Annotated in this window: 28 protein-coding genes; 18 read left to right on the top strand and 10 right to left on the bottom strand. The window is 69.2% G+C overall.

The features are described 5' to 3' along the window. Positions 1–113: 113 nt before the first annotated feature. The 4 genes from IU452_RS05950 to sigJ all read right to left on the bottom strand — a co-directional run bounded on the left by IU452_RS05950 (position 114) and on the right by sigJ (position 3,138). A complete protein-coding gene (locus IU452_RS05950) occupies positions 114–1,049 on the bottom strand; it encodes a phosphotransferase (protein ID WP_195107869.1) in 936 nt (311 codons plus the stop codon). A 61-nt stretch (positions 1,050–1,110) separates the two neighbouring features. Next, the gene (locus IU452_RS05945; protein ID WP_228816685.1) at positions 1,111–1,521 is read right to left on the bottom strand and encodes an ArsR/SmtB family transcription factor; all 411 of its coding nucleotides are present in this window, start codon (positions 1,519–1,521) and stop codon (positions 1,111–1,113) included. After that, positions 1,518–2,174, bottom strand: a complete 657-nt coding sequence (locus tag IU452_RS05940; RefSeq protein WP_195107868.1) for an SRPBCC family protein — start codon at positions 2,172–2,174, stop codon at positions 1,518–1,520. The genes IU452_RS05945 and IU452_RS05940 overlap by 4 nt, the downstream gene beginning before the upstream one ends. A 73-nt stretch (positions 2,175–2,247) precedes the next feature. Then, complete coding sequence (gene sigJ / locus IU452_RS05935; protein ID WP_195107867.1) at positions 2,248–3,138, bottom strand: RNA polymerase sigma factor SigJ; 891 nt, start codon at positions 3,136–3,138, stop codon at positions 2,248–2,250. A gap of 138 nt (positions 3,139–3,276) precedes the next feature. On the opposite strand from sigJ, the gene IU452_RS05930 reads away from it, so the two are divergent. The 6 genes from IU452_RS05930 to IU452_RS05905 all read left to right on the top strand — a co-directional run bounded on the left by IU452_RS05930 (position 3,277) and on the right by IU452_RS05905 (position 8,885). Beyond that, positions 3,277–3,864: an NADPH-dependent FMN reductase gene (locus tag IU452_RS05930; protein ID WP_195107866.1), complete on the top strand. Its 588-nt coding sequence runs from the start codon at positions 3,277–3,279 to the stop codon at positions 3,862–3,864. A gap of 10 nt (positions 3,865–3,874) precedes the next feature. Next, the gene (locus tag IU452_RS05925) at positions 3,875–4,366 is read left to right on the top strand and encodes a nuclear transport factor 2 family protein (protein ID WP_195107865.1); all 492 of its coding nucleotides are present in this window, start codon (positions 3,875–3,877) and stop codon (positions 4,364–4,366) included. A 727-nt stretch (positions 4,367–5,093) separates the two neighbouring features. Beyond that, positions 5,094–5,363, top strand: coding sequence for a hypothetical protein (locus tag IU452_RS05920; protein WP_195107864.1), 270 nt, complete (start codon positions 5,094–5,096; stop codon positions 5,361–5,363). Between the two features lie 142 nt (positions 5,364–5,505). Continuing rightward, on the top strand, positions 5,506–6,948 hold the full coding sequence (locus tag IU452_RS05915; RefSeq protein WP_195107863.1) for an aspartate ammonia-lyase: 1,443 nt from the start codon (positions 5,506–5,508) through the stop codon (positions 6,946–6,948). 335 nt (positions 6,949–7,283) lie between these two features. Continuing rightward, on the top strand, positions 7,284–8,501 hold the full coding sequence (locus IU452_RS05910) for a site-specific integrase (RefSeq protein ID WP_195107862.1): 1,218 nt from the start codon (positions 7,284–7,286) through the stop codon (positions 8,499–8,501). Positions 8,502–8,564: 63 nt separating this feature from the next. Beyond that, a complete protein-coding gene (locus tag IU452_RS05905) occupies positions 8,565–8,885 on the top strand; it encodes a DUF1330 domain-containing protein (RefSeq protein WP_195107861.1) in 321 nt (106 codons plus the stop codon). 6 nt (positions 8,886–8,891) lie between these two features. Here IU452_RS05905 and IU452_RS05900 read toward each other — a convergent pair whose 3' ends face one another. Next, the gene (locus tag IU452_RS05900; protein WP_228816683.1) at positions 8,892–10,379 is read right to left on the bottom strand and encodes an AMP nucleosidase; all 1,488 of its coding nucleotides are present in this window, start codon (positions 10,377–10,379) and stop codon (positions 8,892–8,894) included. Positions 10,380–10,508: 129 nt separating this feature from the next. Here IU452_RS05900 and IU452_RS05895 point away from each other — a divergent pair, with 129 nt between their 5' ends. After that, positions 10,509–10,823 (top strand): PaaI family thioesterase, encoded by a 315-nt coding sequence (locus IU452_RS05895; protein ID WP_324192458.1) that lies wholly within the window; start codon positions 10,509–10,511, stop codon positions 10,821–10,823. A 14-nt stretch (positions 10,824–10,837) separates the two neighbouring features. On the opposite strand, the gene IU452_RS05890 is transcribed toward IU452_RS05895, so the two are convergent. Next, positions 10,838–13,129, bottom strand: a complete 2,292-nt coding sequence (locus IU452_RS05890; RefSeq protein WP_195107860.1) for a molybdopterin-dependent oxidoreductase — start codon at positions 13,127–13,129, stop codon at positions 10,838–10,840. A 174-nt stretch (positions 13,130–13,303) separates the two neighbouring features. On the opposite strand from IU452_RS05890, the gene IU452_RS05885 reads away from it, so the two are divergent. From IU452_RS05885 to IU452_RS05840, 10 genes are all read left to right on the top strand, one after another. Continuing rightward, positions 13,304–14,632, top strand: coding sequence for a family 1 glycosylhydrolase (locus IU452_RS05885; RefSeq protein ID WP_195107859.1), 1,329 nt, complete (start codon positions 13,304–13,306; stop codon positions 14,630–14,632). 72 nt (positions 14,633–14,704) lie between these two features. Next, positions 14,705–15,250: a TerD family protein gene (locus IU452_RS05880; RefSeq protein WP_195107858.1), complete on the top strand. Its 546-nt coding sequence runs from the start codon at positions 14,705–14,707 to the stop codon at positions 15,248–15,250. Positions 15,251–15,385: 135 nt separating this feature from the next. Continuing rightward, positions 15,386–16,279, top strand: a complete 894-nt coding sequence (locus IU452_RS05875; protein ID WP_195107857.1) for a nuclear transport factor 2 family protein — start codon at positions 15,386–15,388, stop codon at positions 16,277–16,279. 134 nt (positions 16,280–16,413) lie between these two features. Continuing rightward, positions 16,414–17,334: a nuclear transport factor 2 family protein gene (locus tag IU452_RS05870; RefSeq protein WP_195107856.1), complete on the top strand. Its 921-nt coding sequence runs from the start codon at positions 16,414–16,416 to the stop codon at positions 17,332–17,334. 135 nt (positions 17,335–17,469) lie between these two features. Beyond that, complete coding sequence (locus IU452_RS05865) at positions 17,470–18,009, top strand: DoxX family protein (protein WP_195107855.1); 540 nt, start codon at positions 17,470–17,472, stop codon at positions 18,007–18,009. A gap of 121 nt (positions 18,010–18,130) precedes the next feature. Next, positions 18,131–18,853, top strand: coding sequence for an MgtC/SapB family protein (locus IU452_RS05860; RefSeq protein ID WP_324192457.1), 723 nt, complete (start codon positions 18,131–18,133; stop codon positions 18,851–18,853). Positions 18,854–18,967: 114 nt separating this feature from the next. Continuing rightward, positions 18,968–20,296 carry a bifunctional o-acetylhomoserine/o-acetylserine sulfhydrylase gene (locus IU452_RS05855; RefSeq protein ID WP_195107854.1) on the top strand — a complete coding sequence of 443 codons (1,329 nt, stop codon included), beginning with the start codon at positions 18,968–18,970 and terminating at the stop codon, positions 20,294–20,296. 203 nt (positions 20,297–20,499) lie between these two features. Continuing rightward, complete coding sequence (locus IU452_RS05850) at positions 20,500–20,895, top strand: hypothetical protein (RefSeq protein WP_195107853.1); 396 nt, start codon at positions 20,500–20,502, stop codon at positions 20,893–20,895. A gap of 171 nt (positions 20,896–21,066) precedes the next feature. Next, the gene (locus IU452_RS05845; RefSeq protein WP_195107852.1) at positions 21,067–21,840 is read left to right on the top strand and encodes a VOC family protein; all 774 of its coding nucleotides are present in this window, start codon (positions 21,067–21,069) and stop codon (positions 21,838–21,840) included. A gap of 29 nt (positions 21,841–21,869) precedes the next feature. Next, entirely contained in the window at positions 21,870–22,469 is a 600-nt protein-coding gene (locus IU452_RS05840) for a GNAT family N-acetyltransferase (protein WP_195107851.1), read from the top strand. 5 nt (positions 22,470–22,474) lie between these two features. On the opposite strand, the gene IU452_RS05835 is transcribed toward IU452_RS05840, so the two are convergent. Genes IU452_RS05835 through IU452_RS05820 form a run of 4 tightly spaced genes read right to left on the bottom strand, consistent with a single transcriptional unit; the run spans position 22,475 to position 25,316 of the window. Further along, positions 22,475–23,392: an aminoglycoside phosphotransferase family protein gene (locus IU452_RS05835; protein ID WP_324192456.1), complete on the bottom strand. Its 918-nt coding sequence runs from the start codon at positions 23,390–23,392 to the stop codon at positions 22,475–22,477. A gap of 60 nt (positions 23,393–23,452) precedes the next feature. Next, positions 23,453–24,439, bottom strand: coding sequence for a zinc-binding dehydrogenase (locus IU452_RS05830; RefSeq protein ID WP_195107850.1), 987 nt, complete (start codon positions 24,437–24,439; stop codon positions 23,453–23,455). Between the two features lie 6 nt (positions 24,440–24,445). Further along, a complete protein-coding gene (locus tag IU452_RS05825; RefSeq protein WP_195107849.1) occupies positions 24,446–24,868 on the bottom strand; it encodes an organic hydroperoxide resistance protein in 423 nt (140 codons plus the stop codon). A gap of 10 nt (positions 24,869–24,878) precedes the next feature. Further along, entirely contained in the window at positions 24,879–25,316 is a 438-nt protein-coding gene (locus IU452_RS05820) for a MarR family winged helix-turn-helix transcriptional regulator (protein WP_195107848.1), read from the bottom strand. Positions 25,317–25,436: 120 nt separating this feature from the next. Here IU452_RS05820 and IU452_RS05815 point away from each other — a divergent pair, with 120 nt between their 5' ends. Further along, a complete protein-coding gene (locus tag IU452_RS05815) occupies positions 25,437–25,829 on the top strand; it encodes a hypothetical protein (protein ID WP_195107847.1) in 393 nt (130 codons plus the stop codon). Positions 25,830–25,836: the final 7 nt, after the last annotated feature.

The following is a 25,836-nucleotide window of genomic DNA, read 5'->3' as shown; positions in this document are numbered from 1 at the left end:
TGCCGACAGCGTGTGCGCTCGTTCAGTTTCGGTAAAGCTGGATATGGCTGTCGGAGGCGGTGGCCGAGCCGAAAGTGATTCTGCCTGTGCGCTTTTGACTGCACAACAGGCGGCTATCGGCGATCGTGCCAAGCGTTGGCTCGGCGGAGGCGTTCGGCTGCCTGCGCACGCACGGCGTCGCAGCACACCGGGGGGTCGCCGTGCAGGGCCTCCCAACGGGCGTTGTGGGCGGCCGGCCACAGGCTGGCCGCCCACGCGATCTCCTGCTCCTCCGCGGTGAATCGGCGGCCCCGCAGATCCTGATAAGCCGCCAGGAACGCTGCGGAGCTGTCGATCGGGGCCAGGGTCGGCGGGGAGGCGCTGGCGAACGTCCCGCACGCCGCGCCCGCCAGTGCCGCCTCCGGCTGCCACGCCAGGCTGTCCCAGTCGTGCACGGCCCACACGTGCCCGTCGAGCCAGCGCAGGTTCTGCGCCTCGAAGTCGGCGTGGCCCAGCACGCACGGCAGGTCGGCGGCCAGCAGCCGCCTGCGGGCCCGCTCGGCCGTCTCGACGATGTCGGCGGGCACACCGCTCTGGTCTCGTTCGTCGAGAAACCCGATCGCCGGCCACACTCCGGCATCGGTGTGGTCCCAACGCACCCAGCGCGGATTCGGCAACGGCGGCGCGACGGTCACGCCGACCAATGCGGCCATCAGCCGCGCGAAAACCGCCGCGTACCGCACGGCGACATCCGGCGAGTCGCCGCGTAACAACTCACCGCCGGGCAGGTACCGCTCGGCATGCACCGCCAGCGCACCGACACCGACCGCAGCCGTGAGCGGCCGGGCACACGGAAACCCGCGCTCGGCCAACACCGCCTGCGCGGTGAGACACGACGCGACCCGGCCGTCGTCCTCCCGCGCCTTCACCACGACGTCCTGCCCACCGGCCAACCGCAGCCCGAACACCGCCGAAATCGACCGCCGCTCGAACAGCACGCCGACCGGCTCGTCCCCCAATTGGTCCACGCACCAGGCCGGTAACCAGTCCGGCAGCTCGCCCCTCGACATGGTGAAACTGTGCCATGCAAGCCGCCGGCGATCCGGTCGATTCGGCGTCGGGGGTGGCCGGTCAAGCGTGCCGGGCATCCCTGTCCGGTGTCCGGTCGGCCGCGAGGTCGGGGCCGGTGGCCCGGCGGGATCGCTTGCCGCGGGCGATCTCGGTGGCCAGCGCGTCCATCGGCTGGGCGAACTGCTGCAGCGGGTCGGTCAGGCGGGTCAGCCACGTTCGGGCCGCGTGCAAGCCCTCGGGGTCGAGGCTGTAGATCCGGCGTGTGCCCTCGGCGCGCACGGTCACCAGCCCGGCGTCGCGCAGCACCTTGAGATGTTGGGAGACGCCGGGCTGGGAGATCCGGGTATGGCGTTGCACGGCGGTGACGATCGTGCTGGCCGGTTGTTCCCCGGTCGCAATCAGTTGGAGGATGTAGCGGCGGACCGGGTCACCGAGCGCCTCGAAGATCCTGTCCGGTGCCGGGATTGTCAAGAGGCCGGGCCGTTTTCGGGTTCGGTCGTGTAGAAACCGATCGTCAGTTCGGCCGCCTCGCGAGCGGCCGCCGGGTCGTCGCCGTTGCCGATCGCCGCGTCGGCCCAGCCGAGGGCGGCCGCCCGGACGAAAGCCTTCCCCTCGGGGGTGGTCGGAAACGCCAGCCCTTCGGCCGGGTCCACCGCTTGCCCGCTCGCCACGTGCAGTCCCAGAGCCATCAGAGCCAGGTCCCACCCGACGCCGACGCCACCGGGTCCATACGGCCACGGCACCTCGGGGTCGAGCTTTGCCTCGTGCACCAGCTCCAGTTGGGTGCCGTCCCCGTCGGGTGTCAGGACGACCTCCAGCCACGACACTTGCGGCCCCATCTCCCAGGTGACGGTGAACCGTTCGGGCGCCTCGCACCGCTCGACAACACCACCGGCATTGCCCTCCAGCTGGTAGCGGCCCCCGACCTGCAGGTCGCCGCTGATGGGCAGGAACCAGCGCGGGATCCGCTCGATATCGGTCAACGCATCCCACAGATCGGCCCGGTCGGTGGGATAGGTGCGTCGAGCGACCGCGACCGCCGTCGGCACCCCATCGCGCGATCCACTGCGAACTTCCCGAGTCACGAGCCCGGCCACCTCGACCGGGTCGATGAGTATGGCCATCGATCCTCCTTGAATAAGTTGTTACTTATATTCAAGCACGCGGTCGACGACCGCACAACAGCCGCCGCGGGGTTCAGTTCGCTGTCCAGGGGCGCAGTTTGTCCGGGTTTCGGATTGCCCAGATGTGGGTGATCCGGGCGTCGGCGATGTCGAAGGCATAGACCGACACGATGGTGCCCGCGATCTGGGCCACCAGGCCGGGCTGCCCGTTCACAGTGCGCTCGAGCAGGGTCACCTCGGGCGCTCGGGCGGCGATGTCGAGCCAGGCGCGGGCGATCTGCTCGCCGCCGGTGATCGGGCGGCGGAAGGCAGGAGCCAGGCCGCCGCTGTCGGCGGTCGCGGTCGCTTCCGGATCGAGCAGGCCGATCAGCGCAGCGATATCTCGTGTCTCCCAGGCCCGTTTGAAGTCCCTGACCACCTCGGCGCGCCGGGTGCTCGACGGGCCCTGCGCGGTGCGGATGCGGCGGCGGGCCGAGGAGGCGAGCTGGCGGCAGGCCGCGGGGGTGCGCCCGACGATGTCGGCGACCTCGGCGAAGGGGTAGCGGAAGACGTCGTGCAGGACGAACGCCACCCGCTCGGCCGGGGTCAGCGAATCCAGCACGACCAGAAACGCCATACTGATCGACTCGTCGAGGGTGACCCGGTCGGCGGGATCGGCGGGGGCGGGACCGGCGAGCCATTCGGCACGGTCGGGCACCGGCTCCGGAATCCATTCGCCCACATAGCGTTCCCGCCTGGCGCGCGCCGAGCCGAGCAGATCCAGGCAGATGCGCCCGGCGACCGTCGTCAGCCACGCACCCGGTGCCACTACCTCCTGCCGCTGCCGCTCGGACAGCGCATACCAGCGGGTGTAGGTCTCCTGCACCACATCCTCGGCTTCGGCCAGCGAGCCGAGCAGCCGGTAGGCGAGATTGATCAGCTGCCGGCGTTCGCCGATCACCGGGTGCAGGTGCGGATCGGTCATGGTGTCGGTTCCTTCGGTCGATGCGGCCCTCACCGACATCGACGACACAGCGACCCGAATTGTGAGACGGCCTGACATTCCGGCCGGCTGCGTCGTCGGAAGGTCGTGACACATTCACCCGACCCAGGAGTTCCGGCCATGACCAGAATCGGCATCATCCTCGGCAGTACCCGGCCCAACCGCAACGGACCGCAGGTCGCGCAGTGGGTTCTGGACACGGCAGCGCGGCGCGGCGACGCCGAGTTCGCACTGATCGACCTGCGCGAGCACCCGCTGCCGCATTTCGACGAGCCGATGGCGCCGATGCTCGGTCCCTCCGTCCATGCGCACACCCGCGCCTGGGCCGAACGGATCGCCCCGTTCGACGGATTCGTGATGGTGACCCCCGAATACAACCACTCGGCACCGGGAGTGCTGAAGAACGCCATCGACCACCTGTTCGCGCCGTGGACCGACAAGGCGGTGGGATTCGTCTCCTACGGCGCGCACGGCGGGGTCCGCGCGGTGGAGCATCTGCGGGTGATCTGCAGCGCCCTGCGCATGGCCGTGGTGAGCCACCAGGTCGCGATCTCGGTGCTGACCGACTTCGCGAACTACACCACCTTCACACCGCGCGAGCACCACACCACAGCCCTGAACACGCTGCTGGATCAGGTCGTCTCGTGGAGCGCCGCGCTCGCGCCGCTGAGGCAGGCCGGCGCCGACACCACTCTCGTCAATTCCTGAGGAGCCGATCATGGTGACACCGAACGACTTTCGCTCACTGGCCGACCGTATCGAGATCCAAACGCTGTGCGCCCAATTCACCGACGCGGTGATGATGCACGACTTCGACCGCCTGGCAGCACTGTTCACCGACGACGGGGTGCTGCGCATCCCCGACGCCGGTATCGAACTGGCCGGGCGCGCCCAATTCGAGCCCGGCATGCGGCGCATGCAAGACGCCTGGGACTACTTCGTCCAGCACACCCATCCCGGCGCGATCGACATCGACGGCGACACCGCCTCCGGCCGCGCCCACATCTGCGAATTCGGCCGATTGCGCAGCGGCAGCTCGCATTCGAACTACGCGATCTACCACGACCGCTACCGGCGAACGGCCGAAGGCTGGAAGTTCACCGAACGGGTCTACGAGATCCGATACCTCGACAACTCACCGCTACCGGGCTCACCGCCCGGACAGAGCGGCGTGGGCGTGGACGTTTCCGCCGCGGAATTGCACGGATGATCGTGCGCTGCCCGCGGGACCGCCGCACTGACAGGAGGTCCCGCGGGCAGCATCGCGTCGCGACACTGGTGGTCCGAACATGCGCTTACGGCATGGTCGCCATCCTTGCGAGAGTCCGCTCGTGTCAACGGGTCTGCGCGGTCGGTGGCCGTGCGGGTGGCAGGTGAGAGACGATCGGGGGTTTAGCGGGTTCTGCCGGTGCTACTGCGATTGCTGTGGGAGAGCCCCTGCGCTGTGCAGGCGTGCCGAGCACCGAGGGCGCGCAGGCGACCGGCACTGAAAGGACGATGACGCGATGGCTGTGCTCGCCGCGATCGGATTCGGGGTAGCGGCGACGGTCATGGTTCCTGCCGCGACCCTGACCGCCGACTACGGCCCGGATTACCCGAGCCCGGGCAGTGGTCTTCCGCCGGGATGTGTCGTGTTGTGTGGTCCGGAGTTCGCACCTGCCGCGCCTGTTTCACCGGTGCGTCCGGGCCCCGACTATCCAAGTCCCGGAAGCGGTTTGCCGCCGGGGTGTGTCGTGTTGTGTGGTCCGGAGTTCGCACCTGCCGCGCCTGTTTCACCGGTGCGTCCGGGCCCCGACTATCCAAGTCCCGGAAGCGGTTTGCCGCCGGGGTGCGTGGTGTTGTGTGGTCCGGAGTTCGCGCCTGCGGCGCCTGCTTCGCCGGTGCGTCCGGGACCGGATTACCCGAGCCCCGGGGGAGGATTGCCGCCGGGATGCGTCATGCTGTGTGAGTCCGCGCCTGCCGCCGTGGCCCCGGTGCCGCGCACCTACGGCCCGGCCTACCCGAATCCCGGGAGCGGGTTGCCGCCGGGGTGTGTGCTGTTGTGCGAATCGCCCGCTGCTCCGCCCGCGCGCGTCGGGGGCGGTCCGGACTATCCCAGCCCTGGTAGCGGGCTTCCGCCGGGCTGCATCATGTTCTGCGACAACACCGCCGCGCCGCCGCCGCGCGACGACGGCGTGCCCGAATATCCGGACCCCAGCGGCGGTTGAGCACGCCGCGACGCCTGACCCGTTGCGTCGCAGCGACATTCACCGCACCCCACCCAGCGAACCGATCCGAGCCGCCCACCCGTACACTACCGGGCGGTGAGTGGCGTCACTGTTTGTCCATACCGATGCAGAAAGTAGCTCGATGCACAGCAGTGTTCGGATCGAACGCGACTCCCTGGGCGAGTTGGAGGTGCCCGCCGACGCCTATTACGGCATCCATACCGCGCGCGCGGTCATGAATTTCGCCGTCACCGGCTCCACGATCGGCGAATTCCCGGCGCTGATCGCCGCGCTGGCGGCGGTCAAGGAGGCCGCCTGCCGCGCCAACCGGGAGCTGGGGCGCCTCGACGAGCGCCGCGCCGACGCCATCATCGCCGCCTGCACCGATATCCGCCACGGCACCCTCGACGCGCACTTCCCGGTCGATCCGGTCCAGGGCGGGGCGGGCACGTCGACGAATATGAACGCCAACGAGGTCATCGCCAACCGGGCGCTGGAAATCCTCGGCTTCGACCGCGGCTGCTACCGGGAACTGGATCCGCTGGCGCACGTCAACCTCGGCCAGTCCACCAACGACGTGTACCCGACCGCGGTCAAATTGGCTCTGGTGACCCACCTGCGGGCGTTGATCGCGGGCATGCGGCGCCTCGCCGACGCCTTCGACCGCAAGGCCATCGAATTCGCCGATGTGGTGAAGATGGGCCGCACCCAGCTGCAGGACGCGGTGCCGATGACCCTCGGCCAGGAGTTCTCCACCTATGCGGTGATGCTGCGCGAGGACTGCGATCGGCTCACCGAGACCACCGGGCTGCTGCTGGAATGCAATCTCGGCGGCACCGCCATCGGCACCGGCATCAACGGCCACCCCCGCTATTCGGCGCTGGCGTGCGGATACCTGCGCCGCATCACCGGCGAGGCGGTCACCCCGGCCAGCAACCTCATCGAGGCGACCCAGGACTGCGGGGTGTTCGTGCAGGTGTCGGGGGTGCTCAAGCGGGTGGCGGTCAAATTGTCCAAGACCTGCAACGATCTGCGGCTGATCTCCTCGGGCCCGAGCACCGGCCTGGGCGAGATCAATCTGCCGCCGGTGCAGGCGGGTTCGTCGATCATGCCCGGCAAGGTCAACCCGGTGATCCCGGAGCTGGTGAACCAGATCGCGTTCGAGGTGATCGGCAACGATCTGACCGTGACGATGGCCGCCGAGGCGGGCCAGCTGCAGCTCAACGCCTTCGAACCGATCATCGCCTACAGCCTGCTGCGCACCACGACCCATCTCACCGTCGCCTGCGACACCCTGGCTACCCGCTGCGTCGACGGCATCACCGCCAACCGCGAACGCCTCGAACAGGGCGTGCGCGGCTCGGTCGGCATCGTCACCGCCCTGTCGCCCTATATCGGTTACGCCGCCAGCGCCCGCATCGCCAAACACGCGCTGGCGACCGGGGAATCGGTCGGCGACATCGCCGTCGCGGAGGGCCTGCTCACCCGCGACCGCGTCGAGGAACTGCTGTCCCCGCAACGCCTCGCGGGCCTGCTGATCCCCGACCGCACCGACACCGCCCTGCCCGAGACCTCCCCCGCCTGAGGGTTCGGGCGGCTGCCTGCGGGGAGGCTCCCTGTTATCCCTGGTCCCGGCCAAAAGCGTGCCGGAACCAGGGATAACAGGGACGGTGAACCGAACCGCGATCACGAGGAGCGGTGAACCGGACCACGGTGACGGGGAACGGTGAACCGAACCGCGATCACGAGGAGGGAGAGCCGGACCAGGATGACAGGAAACGGGGACCAACGTGCCAGGGCGCTCGTCGCGGGCGGCACGGGCAGGGCCCTCGGGTGCGAAACCGGTTGGGGAGGAACGTTTTCGTGGAGCACGGCCGCGTCGACGGGGGCGGCGGGACGGTCGCGGTAATCTGACCGGCGATGAGCACAGCAGCCGACGAAGTGCCGGGCGAGGTCGCCGTGCCGGAGGTGGTGCAGACGCAGTTGCGGCGCGGGGTGCGCAGTGTGCTGGTGGATGCGGCGGCGTTGCGGCTGGTGCGGGAGCGCTTCGACGACGATCAGGCCGGTGCGCTGCGGCGGTATCTGGAGGCGTCGCAGTCGCCGAATACGGTGCGCGCCTACCGCTCCGATTGGGTGGGATGGTCGGCGTGGTGCGCGGCCGAGGGCCGCCAGGCGTTGCCCGCCGACCCGCTGGATGTGGCGGTGTATCTGGCCGCGGCGGCCGACGCCCGTAAACCCGCGGGTGGATGGGCATTCGGGGCGGCCACACTGGAACGCAAGAGCGCGGCAATCGCCGCGGTGCACGCGGCCAACGGCCTGCCCTCGCCGACGCGCACCGATGTGGTGCGCCTGACGTTGCGCGGTATCCGCCGCACCCGCCGCACCCAGCCGCAGCGCAAACGCCCGGTGCTGCTGCACACGCTCGAACAGCTGCTGGCGGGCCTGCCGGAACCCGGCTGGCCCAGCGAACCGGCGCGCCGCCGCGACGCGCTGGTGCTGTTGGTCGGATTCGCGGGGGCATTGCGCCGCAGCGAGATCGCGGGCCTGCGCCTGGGCGATGCCCGCGTGGACATAGACCACGCCAGCGGGGAACCGGTGCTGCTGGTGCAGCTGCCCGCCACCAAAACCGACCCGACCGGCGCGGCGGCTCAGCGGGTGGCACTGCCGCGCGGCAGCCGCCCGCCCACCTGCCCGGTGTGCGCATACGCCGACTGGATCCGGTTGCGCCAGGCACACATTCGGCACGCCACCGCGGGCCTGCGCGCCTGGCTGGACGACACCGGCCCCACCGACCCGCACATCCACCGCTGCCACGGGTTCACCGGCACCTCCGGCCTCGACCCGGATCTGCCGCTGTTCCCGACCATTTCCCGCCACGGCAGCGTCGCGGCGACCGCCATGTCCGGTCGCGCGGTCGCCGAACTGGTCAAACGCTATGCCGCGCGGGCGGGCCTGGACCCCGACCTGTTCTCCGGCCATTCCCTGCGCGCCGGTTTCGCCACCCAGGCCGCCCTCGGCGGCGCCAGCGACCGCGAGATCATGCGCCAGGGCCGCTGGTCGAACCCCCGCACCGTGCACGGCTACATCCGCACCGCAAATCCCTTGGAGGACAACGCCGTCACCAAACTGGGACTGTAATGCACCCGATGCACGGTTGCATAAGGTGCCGGGTTGCGGACCGGGCAGAAAGAAGGAAACCGAATGTCTGTCTACGTCGTCGTCGATGCGCTCGCCCTCGACCAGGAGCGCGTCCTGGAGTACCGCCGTCTAGCCGAATCCACCATCGACCAATACGGCGGCCGCTATCACATCCAGGGCGCGACACCGCAACCGGCGGAAGGACAGTGGCCCGAGGGCCGGGTCATGACCGTGATCGAGTTCCCGGACATGGCACAAGCCCAGCAGTGGTACCACTCCCCCGAATACCAGGCGGCCAAACAGGCACGCGAGGGCGCCATCGACGTTCGTCTGCTGTTCGTCGAGGGCGGCCGCGCCGCCCCGCTCGCCGACGCGTCGGACTAGGTCCGGTCAGCGGAACGGGGGCTCGTTGAACGTGCGCAGCTTGCGGGAATGCAGGCTGTCACCTTCGGCGCGCAGCAGTTCCACGGCACGGATCCCGATCTGCAGATGTTCGGACACGGTGCCTTCGTAGAAGCGGTTGGCCTGGCCGGGCAGTTTGATCTCGCCGTGCAGCGGCTTGTCCGACACGCACAGCAGGGTGCCGTAGGGGACGCGGAAGCGGTAGCCCTGCGCGGCGATGGTGGCGCTTTCCATGTCGACGGCAACCGCGCGGCTGAGGTTGAACCGCAGCGCCGACGCCGAATACCGCAGCTCCCAGTTGCGGTCGTCGGTGGTGACGACGGTGCCGGTGCGCAACCGCTGCTTGACGTCCTCGCCGGGCATGCCGCTGACCAGTTTGGTGGCGTCGTAGAGGGTGCGCTGCACCTCGGCGATGCTGGGGATCGGGATATCGGGCGGCAGCACATCGTCGAGGACGTGATCATCGCGCAGGTAGGCGTGGGCGAGCACATAGTCGCCGATGGCCTGGCTCTCCCGCAGCCCGCCGCAGTGGCCGATCATCAGCCACGCGTGCGGGCGCAGCACCGCCAGGTGATCGCAGATGTTCTTCGCATTCGCCGGACCCACCCCGATATTGACCAGGGTGATGCCGGGCCCGGTCGACGACATCAAATGCCAGGCGGGCATCTGATGCTTCTTCCACGCCAGATCCGACACCATCTGCTCACGGTCACGGGTCTCGGCGGTGATCAGCGCCCCGCCCGCACACGACAGCCCGTCGTAACCGCTGTCGGGATCGGCGATGCGCTCCACCGCCCAGCGCACGAATTCGTCCACGTAGCGGGTGTAGTTGGTGAACATCACGAACGGCTGGAAATGCTCGACCGGGGTGCCGGTGTAGTGACGCAGCCGCGCCAGGGAGAAATCGGTGCGCAGCCCGTCGAAGTGGCTCAGCGGCAGCGGACCGGCCGTGTCGATCAGCCCGTCGGCGATCTCGTCACCGATATCGGCCAGCTCGGTGGTCGGGAAGAACTTCGCCAAATCCGCGCTCATCGACCGGTCCAGCCCCAGTTCCGCGCCGTCGATCACATACGGGAACGGAATCTCCTGCTGCGACGGCCCGACCTCGATGCGGATGTCGTAGTCGTGCTCGATCACCGCCAGCTGTTCGGCGAGATAGTCCCGGAACAACGACGGGCGGGTGATGGTGGTGCGGTAGGTGCCCGGCCTGGTCAGCCGCCCCCACGCGCGCGAGCGGTTCTTCGGCTGCGCATTGCCGTCCCAGCTGATCCGCAGCTCCGGATAGACGAACGCCCCCGACTCCCGGGTGAACCGGTCGGGCACCACCCCGCGCTCCACGAAATCGGCCACCGCCGCCCGCAGCGCCGCGACAGCCTGCTCGTAGCGGCTATCCAGTTCGTTCAGCGCCTCGACCGCGGTCAAATGGGTGGCGGTGCCCCGTTCCGGCATGCTGTCCTCTCCGATCTCCAAGGTCATCTCTGGCGTCCATGGTAGGAACGTCACGGTGGACACGACGTTGAGCCCCGCGCAGGATGCCCGCCTGCGCGAGAGCATCGGCTGACCACGCTGGGGATCAGCGTCGCGAGCCTGCGGCCGGGCCGCGTCGTGCTCGAGCTGCCGTTCCGCGCGGACCTGTGCCAGCAGAACGGTTTCGTCCACGCCGGGGCCCTCACCACCCTCGCCGACTCCGCCTGCGGGTACGCCGCCATGTCGCTGCAGCCACCCGAACGCGACATCCTCACCGTCGAGTTCAAGGTCAACCTCATGAGTCCCGCTGTGGGGCAGCGCTTTCGAGCCACGGCCACGGTCGTGCGGGCGGGGCGCACCCTGACCGTCTGCGCCGCGGAGGTCCACTGCGACGACGACTCGCGCCCCATCGCGGTGATGCAGGCGACCCTGATGGCGGTGCCCGCCGCCTGATCGGACCCGCCCGATCAGCCCCGCTCTACGGTTGCCGGCGGGTGCAGGACGGTCAGCTCGGGCACGTCTCCGGTGTAGCGCTCGATCTGCACCAGCGCCAGCTGACCGGTGCTGCCCTGGCTCAGCGTCGACGACGGCCGGTCGGCGGTGAGCACATTCGGGTTGCCGTGACGGCAGAACGTGGGGTCGGCGGGGTCGGGGTCGTACCAGGCGCCGGTGGACAGCTGGGCGACGCCGGGCCGCACGGCCTCGTCGACGGCCAATCCGGCCAGGCAGCTGCCGCGGTCGTTGAACAGGCGCACGATGTCGCCGTCGCGCAGCCCGCGCGCCGACGCCTCCTGCGGATGCAGCCGGACCGGTTCGCGGCCACCGATTTTCACCGACCTGCTGTGGTCGCCGACATCGAGCTGGCTGTGCAGTTTGGTGCGCGGCTGGTTGGCGACCAGCTGCAGCGGGAACCGGGCCGCGGCGGGACTGCCCAGCCATTCCTGCGGTTCCAGCCACACCGGATGGCCCGGGCAGTCGGCGTAGCCGTAAGTGTCGATGGTGGCCGAGAAGATCTCGATCCGCCCGGTGGGGGTGCTCAGCGGGTGCGCCTCCGGGTCGGCGCGGAAGTCGGCGAACATCACCTGCGGGGTGTCGACCACCGGCAGCTCGACCCCGTCACCGGCCCAGAATTCGTCGAAGCCGGGCACGTCGGGGCCCTGCTCGCCCAGCTTGTCGCGCCACTGCTCGTACAGGTGGCGCAGCCACTGCTCGGCGGTGCGGCCCTCGGTGAATTCCTTTCCCACACCGAGTCGTTCGGACAGTTCGGCGAAGATGGCGTAGTCGTCGCGGGCCTGGCCGTGCGGGCGGGTGAGCGCGGGCATCGGGAAGAACATGCGGTCGTTCTCCCCCGCACCGAAATCGTCGCGCTCGATGGTCATCGTCGAGGGCAGCACGATATCGGCGTGGCGGGCCGTCGCGGTCCAGAACGCGTCGTGCACGACGATGGTGTCGGGGCGGTCGAACGCGCGCCGCAGCCGGGCCAGATCCTGATGGTGATGAAACGGGTTGCCTCCGGCCCAGTAGATCAGCCGGATGTCGGGGTAGGTCAGCCGCTGCCCGTTGTAGTCGTATTCGGTGCCCGGGTGCAGCAGCATATCGGCGATGCGGGCGACCGGGATGAAGGTGTCCACACCGTTGCGGCCCTGCGGGAAATACGGCACCCGCAGCTGCCGGGTCGGTTCGCCCACGCTCACGGTGGACCCGTAGCCGTGGCCGAAACCGCCTCCGGGCAGACCGATCTGGCCGAGCATCGCCGCCAGCACCACCCCCAGCCACAGCGGCTGCTCACCGTGCTCGGCGCGCTGCAACGACCAGCTGACGGTGAGGAAGGTCCGCGAGGCCGCCATCTCGCGCGCCAGCGCGCGAATGCGCTCGGCCGCGATCCCGGTGCGGGCCTCGGCCCACGCCGGATCCTTCACCACCCCGTCGGTCTCGCCGCGCAGGTAACGGGCGAAACGGTCGAAACCGACGGTGTAGCGGTCCAGGAATGCGGTGTCGGCCAGGCCCTCGGCGTCGAGCACCTGGGCCAGTGCCAGCATCAGCGCCGCATCGCTGCCCGGGCGCGGCGCGAGCCATTCGGCCTGCGCCTCGGGCGGGGTGTCGTCGCGCAGCGGACTCACCGACACGAACCGGCAGCCCCGCGCCCGCGCCGCGGCCAGCCAGCCGCGCACGTGGTGGCGCGACACCCCGCCCGGGGTGACGGCCGCATTCTTCGGTGAGAGCCCGCCGAAGGCCACCAGCAGCTCGGTGTGCTCGGCCAGTACCGACTTGGCGGTGAAATTGCCCAGCATCCAATACACATCGCCGAGGATGTAGGGCAGCAACACCGTCGAGGTGCCGAGACTGTAGCTGTTGACGTGGCGGACATAGCCGCCCAGGCAGTTGAGGAACCGATGCACCTGACTCTGGGCGTGATGGAAACGCCCGGCGCTGGCCCAGCCGTAGGAGCCGCCGTACACCGATTCGGCACCGTGCTCGTCGTAGACGCGGCGCAACTCCCCCGACAGCAGATCCAGCGCCGTCTCCCACGACACCGGCGCGAACGCATCCTCGCCGCGACCCGGCGCACCCGGACCGTGGTCGAGCCAGCCCTTGCGCACATGCGGCAGCCCGATGCGCGACGAATGATGTTGCGCGGAGGCGACATTGTCGATCAGCGGCATCGGCTCGGGATCGCCGCGCCAGGGCCGCACCTCGGTGAGCCGGTGGCCGTCGCTGACAGCCTCGAACGCTCCCCAGTGCGTCAGATGCGTCGTCATGATCTCACCCTAGCCCCGCCCACCGACAAGATCGGCGGCCCCGAAGGACCTGTGACCAAGATCCGACGCAGCGGGCCACTGCCCGGGTACGGTGACCCGCAGGCGCCCGCGTCGCCGATATCGTTGTCCCACACCGCACACTCGATGACCGCACACTCGATGCCGAGGAGTTCGATGCGCCCGCTCAGCCGCCGTCAGGCCCTCGCTCTCGCCGCCGGTGCCGCGGCCACGCTCGCGCTGCCCCCGCTCGCCGGGGCACGGCCACCGGCCCCGGCGACCGTGCCGCCGCTGGGCCCGCAGTTCCTGTGGGGTGTGGCCAGCGCCGGATTCCAGTGCGAAGGCCATGCGCCCGACAGCAATTGGAGCCGCTACGTGGCGGCGAACTCCTCCTACGACCGCTACGGCGACGCGGTCGATTTCTACCGCCGCTACGGCGACGATATCGCCCTGGCCGCGAACCTGGGGGTGAGCGTCTACCGCATCAGCGTCGAATGGGCGCGCGTACAGCCGCGGCCGGGAGTGTGGGACGAGGCCGGATTCGCCTTCTACGACGCGGTTCTCGATGCCATGGCCGCCGCCGGCCTGCGCCCGATGCTGACCTTGGACCACTGGGTCTATCCCGGATGGGCGGCCGAACGCGGCGGCTGGGCGCATCCGGACATGCTCGGCGACTGGCTGGCCAACGCCCGCACGGTGGTCGACCGCTACGCCGCCGGCAACCCGCTGTGGGTCACCTTCAACGAGCCCGTCTTCTACATGGTGAACGAGACCGCCAACGGCGGGCTGTCCCCCGCGGCCGTACCGGTCATGCAGGACCGGTTGATTCGCGCGCACAACGCGATCTACGACCACATCCACCGGGTGCAGCCGCGCGCGCTGGTCACCAGCAACCTCGCCTATGTCGCGGGCACCGCCGAACCGGTGGTCAACGGCCCCATGGTCACCGCGATCGCCGACCGGCTGGACTATGTGGGCATCGACTACTACTACGGTTTCACCCCGCAGACGCTGCTGCAGGTCTCCCCCGCAGATCTGCGCGCGCTGTGGAAGATGCCGCTGCAGCCCGAAGGCCTCTACTATGCGCTGCAACACTATTCGCGCCGCCTGCCGGGTAAGCCGCTGTACGTCGTGGAGAACGGCATGCCCACCCGCAACGGAGAGCCCCGCGCCGACGGCTACACCCGCGCCGACGATCTGCGCGACAGCATCTATTGGATCCAGCGCGCGGCCGCCGACGGCCTGCCGGTGATGGGCTACAACTATTGGAGCATCACCGACAACTACGAATGGGGAAGCTACACACCCCGTTTCGGCCTCTACACCGTCGACGTGACGACCGACCCCGCCTCGACCCGCCGCCCCACCGACGCCGTCGCCGCCTACACCGCCATCACGCGCGCAGGCGGCGTCCCCGCCGACTACCGCCCCACCCGCGCCCCCGCGGCCTGCTCGCTGGTCGACGCCCCCGACAGCTGCGCCGACCCGGTCACCGTCCCTGCCTGATCACCACCCGGCCCGTTCGGGCATACAGTGGGGGCGGCGTCGGAACGGCGGTAGCCGGTGGAAGGGGATACGGTGTCGATCCCGTTGCGGGACACCAGCGGTCGCGCGCTCGACCATGTGATGTTCGGGCTGGGATGGAGTCCAATCGAGCGGCGGCGCCGGTTCGGTCGCCGCACCACCGAGGTCGATCTGAATGCGGCCGCGGTGCTGTGTCGCGGGCGGGAGCCGGTCGAGGTGGTCTACCACGAGCAACTCGGCTCCGCCGACGGCGCGGTGCGCCTGCACGGGGACAATCTCACCGGCGAGGGCGGCGGTGACGACGAGGCGATCACGGTCGACCTGACCCGCCTGTCGGACTCGATCACCACGGTGGTCTTCCTCGTCACCAGCTACACCGGCCGGCCACTGAACCGGGTTCCCGCTGCCTGCCGCCTGGTCGACGGCAGTTCCGGCGCGGAACTGCACCGCCTCGCGCTGAGCGCGTGTCCGCACACCGGAATGGTGGTGGCCGCCCTGATCCGCACCGCGGACGGATGGCAGTTCCATCCGATTGCTGCCTCGGTGCCCGCCCGCCATCCGGTCGACGCCCTCCCCACCCTGCCGTCGCATTTGCCCTGATCAAAGTGAAGTCCCCCACACTACTGTCGCGTTCTGCACGGAATTCGGCCTAAATACCACTGTTTGCCAGAGATTTGCTGTCGCAGGATTTCTGCACTGTCCGTATCGTCGGACGCACGACCCGAGGAGACCGTGATGACCGACGCGACCGCCACGACCCCACCCGATGCGGCAGCCATCGAGGAACTGTTCGCACGACTGTCGACCCGCGACATCGAGGGCCTGGTCGCCCTGTTCACCCACAACGCCGCCGTGGCCATGCCGTTCCAGCCGCCCGGCTTCCCCGCGGCCATGATCGGGCGCGACCAGATCCGCGACGGGCTGGCCGTTCTCGAGATCTACGAATCCGCCCCGTTCGATATGCGGGTGGTGGGCCTGCAGCGGCTGCGATTTCCCGGCGAATGGCTGGTCCACATCGAGGGCCACCTCGTCGTGCGCGCCACCGGCCGCCCCTACCGCAACCGGTACATGGCCAATTTCCGGTTCGAGAACGGCAAGATCAGCCAGCTCACCGTCTACCACAACCCGCTGGTCCAGCTCGCGGCCTACGACCTGGCACACACCCAGGCCGTCGACGACACCGCCTGGGAACGCGCGGCCGTCGAACGCTACTACGGCCTGCTGTTCTGTCAGGACCACGACTCGCTGCTGGAGATGGTCGCCGAAGATGTGGAGGTCTACACCCCCTGGCAGCTGCCGGGCCTGCCCGAACACGTCCGCGGCCGCGACCAGCTGCACGATCTGGTGCTCAGCCGCATCGCCGCGCTGTGGAGCCCGGGCGGCCTGGCCGACCTCAGGATCCGCCCGCTCAACACCCCGCACACCTGGATCGTCGATGCCCAGGGCGATTTCACCGCCCAGCACAGCCTGCGCACCTACCGCGCCTATCTGCGCGGCGAAATCCGTTTCCACCAAGGCAAAATCGCGCAGATCACCCAGTTCTACAATCCGCTGGACCAGATCATCGCCCTGGGCGCGGACATTCCCGGCATCAACGCCCCGGGCCACGGCATCGACCTGGCGTCGTGAACGCCGCGGCGCCGCTGTCGCGATCCGGCCGAATCCCGACGTTCCTGACGCTGTCGATCCGGTAGGTCGCTGACAGATCATGGGGTGATCGACGACGGCCGTCCTTGTACCGGTACGCGAGGAAGGAGCGCGAGATGACTCTGGCCATGTCCGCGCCCAACGGCGATCGCGGCGCCGCGGCGCCGCTGCGCGCGCAGCGAGCCGCGATCGAGGACCTGTTCGCCCGGCTCTCGGCCCGCGACCGCGACGGCGTGCTCGCCCTGTTCACCACCGAGGCCGTGGTGGCGATGCCGTTTCAACCGCCGGGGTTCCCGACGATCATGCTCGGCCGCGACCAGATCCGCGACGCGCTGGCGATGCTCGACATCTACGAATCCGCGCCCTTCACGATGCGGGTGACCGGCGCCGGCCACCGCGACGACCGCGGCGAATGGATGGTGCAGGTCGAGGGCCATCTGGTCGTGCGGGCCACCGGGCGGCCCTACCGCAATCGCTACACCGTCACCGTCAAATTCGGGCACGGCCTCATCAGCCAGCTCACCGCCTACCACGACCCGCTGGTCCAGCGGGCGGCCTACGAGATGGCACTGGCCGACGACTCCGGCGACGCGGCGTGGGAACGCGCCGCCATCGAACGCTGGCTGGGCCTGTTGTTCGCCCAGGACTTCGGATCGGCGCTGGACATGCTCGCCGAGGACGTGACCGTCGATGTGCCCTGGCACATTCCCGGCCTGCCCGGGCACACCGTCGGGCGTGCGGAGGTGTGCCGGCGGTTGGGCATCTGGTCGGAGCTGTGGCTGCCCGGCCTGCTGCACACGGTCACCGCGCGCCGCCTGGCCGCCCCGCACACGTGGCTGACCGAGGTCGAAGGTGAGCTCGTCGCCCGCGACAGTCAGCGGGTGCTGCACTCGGCCAGCGTCGGCGAGATCGGTTTCCGGCGCGGCAAGATCGACCGGATTCGCCAGTACCCCAACCTGCTCGCCGAGGTCATCGCCCTGGGTGCGGACATCCCCGGCATCAATGTCCCCGGCACCGGGGTCGGTCCGCGCCGCTGAATCCGGCTGGGGCCGAGTGCGGAATAGCTCACGTCGACTGGAGGTTGAGGTTCGCGTGCGGCACGATCGGACCGCGGTCCGTTTGCCAGCGTCGCTGGACCGGCCGTGCACGATCGACCGACAGATGAGGACAGTATGACCACCGCACCCACCACCGCCACGACGGCGACCACGACTGCGCCCACCACCCTCGACACCCGCGCCACCGACGCCGGACTGCTCGTTCTGCGACTCGGGTTCGGCCTGCTGCTCGCGGTGCACGGCACCCAGAAGCTGTTCGGCTGGTTCGGCGGCTTCGGCTGGAGCGCCACCGCCCAGGCCTTCGACGGCATGGGTTACAACCCGGGCAAGTTCTTCGGCACCCTCGCCGGACTCTCCGAGATCGGCGGCGGGCTGCTGCTGGCCGCGGGCCTGCTCACCCCGCTGGGTGCGGCCATCGCGCTGGGCACGATGCTCAACGCGTTCACCGCGACCTGGTCGGGCGGCTTCGCCCAGTGGGAGATGTCGGTGCTGTTCGCCCTCCCCGCGGCGGCTCTTGCCTTCACCGGGCCCGGCCGCTACTCCCTCGACCACAATCGCCCCTGGCAGCGCCACGGCCTGACCTGGGCCGGTGCGGCCATCGCGCTGGCGGTGATCGCCGGGCTGATCACCCTGGCGGCCAAGTGGGCGCTGTGAACCAGCCCATACCGCTTGTGTGACACCAGGATTGATCGTCGCGGCGCTCCCGCCCGGGGGCGCCGCGTCGTTTTTGTCCGAATCTGGTTGGTACCGAACGGAATCGACTAGCCTCGCCGGAGTGGTACTGGCATATTTCGGCGAACCGACCGGCCAGGGCCCGACCCAGATCACCGAACTGGCCCTGGCCGTGGTCCTGTCCTCGGCCATCGGGCTGGAACGCGAGATCCGGCAGAAGAGCGCGGGCCTGCGCACCCACACCCTGGTCGGTGTCGCCTCCGCATTGATCATGCTCGTGTCCAAATACGGGTTCACCGACACCCTCGGCGGCCACGTGGTGCTCGACCCGTCGCGCGTCGCGGCCCAGATCGTGTCCGGGATCGGATTCATCGGCGGCGGCTTGATCTTCGTGCGGCGCGACGCCGTACGCGGGCTCACCACCGCCGCCACCATCTGGCTGACCGCCGCGGTCGGTATGGCCGCCGGAGCGGGACTGTGGCTGCTGGCGGTGCTGGTGACCGCGGCGCATTTCCTGGTCGTGTTCGCCTTCACCCCGCTGGCCGCGCGCCTGCCCCGCTCCAAATACGCACCGTCGCGGCTGCGGCTGTGCTACCTCGACGGCCGCGGCGTGCTGCGCCGAGCGCTCGCCACCTGCACCGAACGCAACTTCGCAGTCGATGAACTCGCGGTCGAGGGCCCCGACCCCGACCACCCCGCCCGCACGGTCCGGGTGCGGCTGTCGGTCCACGGCGCAGGCTCGCTGAGCGAGCTGACCGCCTCCCTCGCCGACATCGACGGCATCCTGGCGGTCTCCACCGACGAAACCAGCGTCTCCGGACCGTAATTCGCTCAGGACGAGCGCAACTCTCGTGGTTGGGCGCCGGGGTTTCTACCGTTCGAAGCCACGCACTACTCACCGACCCGGACGCTCGGGTCTCGCCGAGGAGCCTTCGCACCGATGACCGACTCCGCCCTGCCCACCGATCCCGCCGCCGATTGGAGCTTCGACACCAAACAGATTCACGCCGGGCAGATTCCCGACGGCACCACCAACGCGCGCGCGTTGCCGATCTATCAGACCACCTCCTACACCTTCCGCGACACCACCCACGCCGCCGCGCTGTTCGGGCTCAGCGAACCGGGCAACATCTACACCCGCATCGCCAACCCCACTCAGGACGCGGTCGAACAGCGCATCGCCGCCCTCGAAGGCGGTGTGGCCGCGCTGCTGCTGGCCTCGGGACAGGCCGCGCAGACCTTCGCGCTGCTCAACATCGCCGCGGCCGGTGACCACATCGTGTCCAGCCCGCGCCTGTACGGCGGCACCTACAATCTGTTCCACTACACGCTGCCCAAGCTGGGCATCGAGGTCGGCTTCGTCGACGACCCCGACGATCTCGAGCAGTGGCGCGCCGCGGTCCGCCCCACCACCAAGGCGTTCTACGCGGAAACGGTGTCCAACCCGCAGAACCACATCCTCGACATCCCCGGTGTCGCCGAGGTGGCCCACGCCGCCGGCGTGCCGCTGATCGTCGACAACACCGTCGCCACCCCGTACCTGATCCAGCCGCTGGCCCACGGCGCCGACATCGTGGTGCATTCGGCGACGAAATACCTGGGCGGGCACGGCGCGGCCATCGCCGGGGTCCTGGTCGACGGCGGCACCTTCGACTGGACCGTGCGCGACGCCGACGGCACGCCGCGCTTCCCCGGTTTCACCGAACCCGACCCCAGCTATCACGGCGTGGTATTCGCCGAGTTGGGCGCGCCCGCTTTTGCAGTCAAGGCACGAGTGCAGTTGCTGCGCGATCTGGGTTCGGCCATCGCGCCGTTCAATGCGTGGCTGATCAGCCAGGGCCTCGAGACGCTGAGCCTGCGCGTGGAGCGCCATGTCGCCAATGCGCAGGCGGTCGCGCAGTTCCTCACCGAGCAGCCGGGCGTGGAACGGATCCACTATGCGGGCCTGCCCAGCTCACCCTGGTACGAGCGCGGAAAGCAGCTGGCACCCAAGGGTGTCGGCGCGGTCATCGGCTTCGAGCTGGCCGGTGGGGTGGATGCGGGTAAACGGTTCGTGGAGGCGCTGACCCTGCACAGCCACGTGGCCAATATCGGCGATGTGCGCTCGCTGGTGATCCATCCGGCCTCGACCACCCACTCCCAGCTGACCCCCGACGAGCAGCTCGCCGCCGGTGTGACGCCCGGCCTGGTGCGCCTGGCGGTCGGCATCGAGGGCATCGACGACATCCTCGCCGACCTGCGCGCCGGATTCGCCGCCGCCGCGGACTGATCCCCCGGGCCCCTGCCGCACCACCTGCGCACGGTCGGCAACGATCTGGCGAATCTCATACTTCTCGGGTACATGCAGCGGTCATGGACGTCGGAATGAAACACGTTTCAATCGGCGTGGCAATCGCGGACTTTGGCGAATTTCCCGCTACATTTCGACATGCGTGTCCGCAGAGTACTTCCCCTCCGAGAAAGGAAACCTCCGTGCGTAGACACCTACCGGCGGCCGTCGGCGCGCTGGCGATGCTGCTCTGGGCACCCGCCACCGCCCTGGCGGCACCGGCTGCCCCAGCCGGCGAGGCCATGCCCCAACCCGACCTGTGCACCAGGAGCATCCCCCTGGGGAATGTGGAGGTCGTGCAGAAGCGGGCGCTCCCGGCGGGCGAACGCTGCGCGGACTACGAGACCTCCGCCTACAGTCCGCAGGCGCAACAGGAATACCTCGACTGGTGGAACCGGATCGTGGACCCGGATTCGCAGCAGAGTTCGGACTCCCAGGACGAATCCGACTCGCAGCAAGGCGCCAATTCCCAGCAGGGGTCCGGGCAGCAGAGCCAGGGCTCGAACGGTCAGGACCAATCGGCTACGCAGGCACAGTGATCGCCGCGGCCGGCGGCGGCACCGATACCGCCGCCGGCCGCCACCTTCTCGCATGATCGGCCTTCCCGCACACCACAATTCGACGATGTGTCATTGTTCGCCGAAATGTGGGAATGCGGAGAACAGCACCCGGGACAGACCCGGCGATGTTGCTGATGAAGGGATTCGATCGTGCTCACCACCGCCTATACCTCCGGTTCACCGAACTGGCTGGACCTCGGCAGCCCCGATACCGATGCCGCAGCGCGGTTCTACCGCGCCGTGTTCGGATGGGAATGCCGTTCCGCCGGACAGGATTCGAGGGGATACGGCTTGTTCCGCAAGGACGGCAAGACGGTGGCCGCGCTCGGTCCCCTCACCGAACAGGGCGCCGATCCGGCATGGACGATCTACTTCCGCACCGACGACGCCGACGCCACCGCCCGAGCCGTCCAGAACGCGGGCGGCACGGTGCGCGCCGCACCATTCGACGTCATGAAGGCGGGCCGCATCGCCTGCCTCACCGATCCCGAAGGCGGGCAGTTCTCGGTGTGGCAGCCCGGCGAGGTCGCCGGACTCGATCTCGTCGGGCTGCCGGGCGCGCTGTGCTGGCTCGAACTCGCCAGCCACGACGCCGGAGACTTCGCCTTCTACAGCACCGTCTTCGACTGGCACGCCGAGGCGATGGAAGTCCCCGGCACCACCTACACCGTGCTGTCCCCCGCCGACGGCGACCCCAAGCAGGACTCCTTCGGCCACGTCACGATCCTGCAGGGCGGCCACCGGCCCTGCTGGCTGCCCTACTTCTGGGTCGAAGAGGTCGACGGTGTCGTCGACGCGATCTGCGCACACGGCGGCTCGGTCACCAAACCCGCCACCGACGCCTCCTACCTCGGCCGCATGGCCGTGGTCGCCGATCCTTCCGGCGCCCCGTTCGCCGTCACCACGCCCAAACCTGCCCCCTGAATGTCGATGCCCTGTCGTACCGTCTACCCATGAGCGAGTCGACCGGCGCTCCGATTCGGATCGTTCCCGCCACCCGGGACCGCTTCGACGACGTGGCAACGATGCTCGCCCCCAAACGCCCCGGCGCCGACGCCTGCTGGTGCCTGTCCTATCGGCTGCCGTCGAAGGAAAACAACGCCCTCACCGGGCCCGCCCGCCGCGACCGAATGCACGAGCTCTGCGCGCACGAACCGTCACCGGGACTGCTCGCCTACGACGGCGACCAGGTCGTCGGCTGGACCGGCGTCGCACCCCGCGACACCCTGGCCTTCTTCGCCCACTCCACTCGCATCCCGCACGTCGACGACCTGCCCGTCTGGACGGTTTGGTGCTTCAAGGTCCGCCCCGGCCACCGCGGCCGCGGCATCACCACCGCCCTACTGCACGGCGCCGTCGACTACGCCCGCTCCCACGGCGCCCCCGCGATCGAGGGCTACCCCGCCGACAACCGCGGCCGCAAGGTCGACACCACCCTGGCCTTCGTCGGCACGGTGTCGCTGTTCGAACGCGCGGGCTTCACCCGCGCCGCCGCCACCACCGCGACCTCCGCGGGCTTCCCCCGAGTCCTCATGCGCCTGGCGCTACGCTGAACCAGTCAGGCGACCATGGTTTCGATGTCGCGGCCGATACCCGGCAGCGGCGCGAGGTTACCGATCGACGCATACCAGTCCCACAGTTCCAGGGCGTGGTAGAGCCGGTACAAACCCAGGCGAGCACGCCACCCGTCGGGCAGGTCGCCGTAGCCCTCGACGAGCGCACCGAATTCGGCGGAGTTGCCGTGCAGCGCATAGTAATCGGCCTTGGCCAGATCCATCAGCGGATCGGCGGCGATCGCGTTCTCGACGTCGATCAATCCGGTCAGCGTCCAGCCCTCGTCGCCGCGGGCGACGAGCATATTCCCCTCATACACGTCGTTGTGGCACAGCACCGGCGCCCCGCACTGCGCGAACACCTCGGCACGGTCGGCGACGTAGTGCGAGACCTTGTCGTGCAGGCCGCCCGCACCGCCGAACTCGAGGAATTCGGCGAGCTTCTTGTCGAACTGGCGGCACATGTAGGCGCTGTTGCTCGGCATCGGATCCAGAATCCGATCGGTGAGATAGCCGAAGGCGCTCTGCCCGATCGCGTGGATCGCGCCGAGCAGACCACCCAGTTGCCGGTAGATCGCGTGCCGGTCGGCCGCGCCCAGGAACCTCACCTCCGACAGCGGCCTCCCCGGCAGCAGCGTCATCACCAACTGCGCGGTGTCCGCGTCGGCATGCAGAATCGACGGCACCGAGGCCACGCCGTGACTTTCGAGCAGCCGGTAGACGAACACCTCCTTGGCCAGCTTCCACCGCCATCGCTCGCTGTAGATCTTCACGATCACCGCGGGAACCGGTGCGCGGCACCGCACTTCGTAGACCGCACTCAACTCGCCGCCCGTGCGCGGCAGCACCGATTCGACCGACGCCCCGCTCCACACGCGACGCACGATCGCTTCGGCGGCCCGAGGTTCGAGAACTCCCTCCACGCGGCGACCGTAGGCAGTGCAGGCGCGTCGGTCCAGCGATTTTCACCCGCCCGACCGATGTCAGGACACAGCCGGTGCCAGCGCGATCTTGCCGTTGCGGCCAGGGGTTTCGGTGGCGATTGCCGCGTCAGCGGCCGACTCCAGCGGATAGGTTGCTTCCAGCGGCAACTCCAGGTCTCCGCGGGTAGCCAGCTCGAGCAGTTCGCCGAACAGGCGGCGGCGATTGTCGGCGCCGATCTCGTCGCGGCGCCGCGACGCCCAAAAGCCTTTCACCACAGCCTGTTTGAAAATCATGGGCCCGGGGTCGAGGTTCATCGGCTGCCCGGACAGGGCACCGAAGGAGATCAGTTCCCCGCGCTCACCCAGCAGCGACAGCAGGTCGTTCGCGGCCCGGCCGCTCACCTGGTCGACCGCGCGCACGATCGGCGCGCCGCCGGTCGCCTCCCGCGCCCGCTCGCGCCAGCCGTCGGTCTCGGTGTCGAGGACAGGGGTGAACCCCAACTCGTGCAACGCCTTCGACGCCGACGCGCTACGCACCAGATTCAGTACCTGCACGCCGCGCGCGCGGGCGAGCACATTCATCAACCGGCCCACCGCACCGTTGGCCGCATTGACGACGATCCACTGACCGGATTCGACCTGCATGTCCTCCAGCAGCACCAACGCACTGAACGGCATCGACAGCAGCTGACTCGCGGTCTCGTCGGAGATGCTGTCGGGCACCGGCACCACCTGGGCGGCCTCGGCGAGGAAGTACTCCGCCCACACACCCTGCGCACCCGCAACGGCCACGCGCTGACCGACTTTCACCCCCGCGACATCCGGGCCCACCGCGTCGATCCGCCCGACCGCCTCGGTCCCGGGAATCGCGGGCAGCTCGGGCTTGTAGCCGTAGACGCCGCGTACCACCGCCAGATCGTGATTGTGGATCGGGGACAGCATCGTCGCGACCCGCACCTCACCCGGACCGGGTTCGGGCACCGGCCGCTCCGCCGAGCTCAGCACATCCTTCGGCTCACCGAAGCTTTCGATCACCACCGCACGCATGGTCGCTCAGTCCTCCGCCACGATCACGTGGACATCGATATTGCCGCGGGTCGCATTCGAGTACGGGCACACCTGATGCGCCCGGTCGGCCAGCTCCTGCGCCTGCTCGCGGGACAGATGCGGCAGCGACACCTCGAGGGTGACCTCCAGCTGGAATCCACCGGAATCGTTCGGGCCGATGCCGACCTTCGCGCCGACCGCCGAATCGGCGACATCGGCCTCGGCCTGCTTGGCGACCAGCCGCAGCGCCGAATGGAAACACGCCGCATACCCGGCCGCGAACAGCTGCTCGGGATTCGTGCCCGCTCCGGAGCCGCCCATCTCCCGCGGAACCGCCAGCGTCACATCGACCTTGCCGTCGGTGGTCCGGGCGTGCCCGTTGCGTCCGTCGCCGGTGGCCAGGGCCTCGGCCGTGTAGAGCACTTTCATGTCGACTCTCCTATCGGATGTGGGATGTCAGGGATGCGGTCATGCGCTGCAAGGTCTCCCGCAATGCCACCAGTTCCTCCAGCTGCATACCGGTGGCCTCGAGCATCTCGGCCGGAATGGCGCAGGCCTGCTCGCGCAGTGCGCGACCGCGCTCGGTCAAACGGATCTCGACGCGGCGCTCATCGGCCGCCGAGCGGTGACGCTCGACCAGCCCGGCAGCCTCGAGCCGCTTCAACAGCGGCGACAAGGTCCCGGAATCCAGCGCCAGCGCCGCGGACAGCTCACCGACGTTGCGTTCGTCCTGCTCCCACAGCACCAGCATCACCAGATACTGCGGGTAGGTCAGCCCCAACGCCTCGAGCTTCGGCCGGTACACCGCCGTGATAGCGCGCAGCGCCGCATACAGCGGAAAGCACACCTGCTGGTTCAACGACAGAGCATCGGTCACGTCCAATAACCTAGCCCACAATTAAGTTGTGTACAACCTAATGGCCTATGACGGCCGCCACCTGCCTCCCTTACCAGACAGGTAATCGCCTCCGGCGAGCCGACGACGCACCCTCGAACCATGACCTCGAACGACTCGACCCACGCCGATCCACTCTCCACGACGCTGCGCGGGCTCGCCCTCGGGCGCATCGTCCTCGGAACGGCCGCCCTCGCCGCCCCGCACCGGCTCGGCCGCGCCTTCGGCTTCCGGCTCGCACCCGAATCCGTCTACCTCACAAGAATTTTCGGAGCCCGCGCCATCGCACTGGGCCTGGGCTACCTCACCGCCCCCATCGCCGACCGCCGCCGCTGGCAACGCGTGGCGTTGCTGGTCGACTTCATCGATACCGTGCACGGCACCGGTCACCTGGCCCGCGGTGACGTCCCCCGCTCCGCCGCCGCCACGATGGTCGCCATGACCGGCACCTACATGGCCCTCGGCGCCACCCGCTTCGCCCTCGACATCCGCTGACGCCCGC

The organism is Nocardia transvalensis, assembly GCF_015477765.1.
GTDB lineage: Bacteria > Actinomycetota > Actinomycetes > Mycobacteriales > Mycobacteriaceae > Nocardia > Nocardia transvalensis_A.
Note: the sequence above shows the minus strand (reverse complement) of the source record. Positions and strands in the feature narration are given on the sequence as shown.